3 protein-coding genes are annotated in these 2,144 nt (G+C 50.4%); all 3 read right to left on the bottom strand.

Annotated elements, in window-relative coordinates:
• Positions 1-44: 44 nt before the first annotated feature.
• Positions 45-494 (bottom strand): DUF302 domain-containing protein, encoded by a 450-nt coding sequence (locus AC1HCM_RS02390; protein WP_479460178.1) that lies wholly within the window; start codon positions 492-494, stop codon positions 45-47.
• Positions 491-991: a DUF302 domain-containing protein gene (locus AC1HCM_RS02385; RefSeq protein WP_479460177.1), complete on the bottom strand. Its 501-nt coding sequence runs from the start codon at positions 989-991 to the stop codon at positions 491-493. The genes AC1HCM_RS02390 and AC1HCM_RS02385 overlap by 4 nt, the downstream gene beginning before the upstream one ends.
• On the bottom strand, positions 988-2,144 hold a 1,157-nt coding region (locus tag AC1HCM_RS02380; RefSeq protein WP_479460176.1), incomplete at its 5' end, for a 5'-nucleotidase C-terminal domain-containing protein. The genes AC1HCM_RS02380 and AC1HCM_RS02385, both read right to left, overlap by 4 nt.

Below are 2,144 nucleotides of genomic sequence, written 5' to 3'. Positions count from 1 at the left end.
CGAGAAGGAGATACCCACCAGAAGGAGTGCGAGCACAAATCTCTTCACTCTCCCTTTACCTCAGCTATAGCTGACTTTATGTCCTTGTCAGCCTTCAGAAAGAGCTCCTTTGACCTTTGGGAAAGGTACTTATCAAAGACCCTCAGGAGGGTCCTAACGTTTATAAAGCCAACCACAACGGATCCGTCCTCCCGCTCGTAGAGGTATATCCTGCAGGGAGCCATAACACCAAGCTGAGGCATTTCCCTGAATATCTTCTCAGCGTAAGATAGGTTGCACACGAGCATATAGGAAAACCTCGGCTTCTCCTTTGCCACATCCACAACTCCGAGAACGTTCATGTTTCTTCCGTCAAGGGCTGTCTTTAGGAGGAGCTTCACATCTTCAAAGTCCATGCCCTCTATTACCTCTTCATACTGGAGGGGGTGCCTGCTGATCTCCTGGGCAAAGGAAAGACCGACCACGAGCAGAAGGACTGTAATGAGAACTCTCATCTTTCGCCTTCCTCCGCAACCTCGGCTATCGCTATGCGTAGCTGCTGGTATGTATCCGCTATAACCTGCGAGTACCTGTCCCCAAGCTCCTGAGAGTAGTCCTTTATAAGGAGGAACTCCTTCATGGCTGTGATGTAAACCTTACCTTCCTTCTCATAAACCGCAACGCTGCAGGGAAGGAGAACGCTCATGAAGGGAACCTTCCTCAGTATCTCTTTCTTCTCCTTTATATCGCAGGCTAAAATGGTGGTGTAGTTTGGAAAGTCCTTTATCCCCCTTGCATGGATTACCTTTGACATCGGCAGTGTTCTTATTACCTTCAGCCCCTTTTCGTTGAGCTTTTTGACGAGCTCATCAACAACCTGCTGGTGCTTCTTTCCCTTAGCCTCAAGGGTGAAAAAGTACATGTTCTCGGGTGTTATCAGCTGGGTCTTTACATAAAAAACGAAGGCGAGGGCGGCTATCACACCGCCCACAAGGAAGATTATCGCCCTCATGTTCCGAAGCACTCCTCGTAGGTTCTGTAGGGTGCGTCAAGAACCTTGACGTTCGGCTTTGTCCTGACTTTGATGTTCTTCTTCTTGCGAATGTAGTCAATGAGTATGTTGTAAACGGGAACGGACTTGTAGTCGGGATGGATTGCATCCGGCGGTGGGGGAGGACCTCCGTAGACAGCCATCAGGTACTCCTTGTTCTCCTTGAGGGGCTTTCCTCCTATCTTGACGTTCCTTATCCTGTTATACTGGGGACCGTTTATCTCAATCTCGTACTCAACGTTCCATAGCCTTGTCATATCCCCGCCCTGCTGGTAGAAGGGGTCGGGGTTGAAGACGTTGTCCGCAACGTCCTCCCATACCGTAAGGAGGTCTTTCCCGGTTCTCTTCAGGACGTAAACGTTGGGGTAGGTAATGGCGGTGTAGTCATAGACGTGGTCCCTCGTTATCTTCTGTCCAGGCAGGACCACCGTTCCCCACCTGTATCCAGGTGATGCTACCACATCAAGATCCCCGCCGTAGTAATCGTTTATAGCCTCACCCACGAGCCAATCCCAGGTTGAGAAGAAGGTGTCCCTCTTGTAGAGCATAACCTCTGCAACGCCTATCTCCTCGTCAAGCTTGTGGGTCTTTGATACCTCTCTCTTCCACTTGTCAACTATCTTCTGGGCACCTTTATCGGCGGGTATAAGGTTGGTTGCAACGGGATAGAGCTTGAAGTTGTAGTTCCTTATCCTTCCGTTTCTTATGTCAAGGTCAAGCCTTCCTACGAACTTTCCGTGGGAGCCTGCTATCAGCACGAGCGTCTTGCCCACCCTGACAGCCTTGGGCGTGACATCGTGGGTGTGTCCTGAGATTATTATGTCTATGCCTTTCACGACCTTCGCTATCTTCTGGTCAAGGGGGAAGCCGTTGTGGGTCAGGAATATGACCGCATCAACCTTGTGCTGCTCTCTGAGCTCGTTCACGAACTGCTGGAGCTGGTCCTCCCTTATACCGAAGCTCCATCCCTCAACGAACTGCCTCGGATTCGCAAGAGGTGTGAAGGGGAAGGAGCTTCCGATTATCCCGAGCTTAACTCCACCAACCTCCTTTATCGTATAGGGCTTGAAGACAAGCTCACCCCAGAGCTCATCAACTATGTTGTGGGATATGA

Source organism: Hydrogenivirga sp. (assembly GCF_056450045.1).
This window is presented reverse-complemented; position numbering and strand designations above follow the sequence as displayed.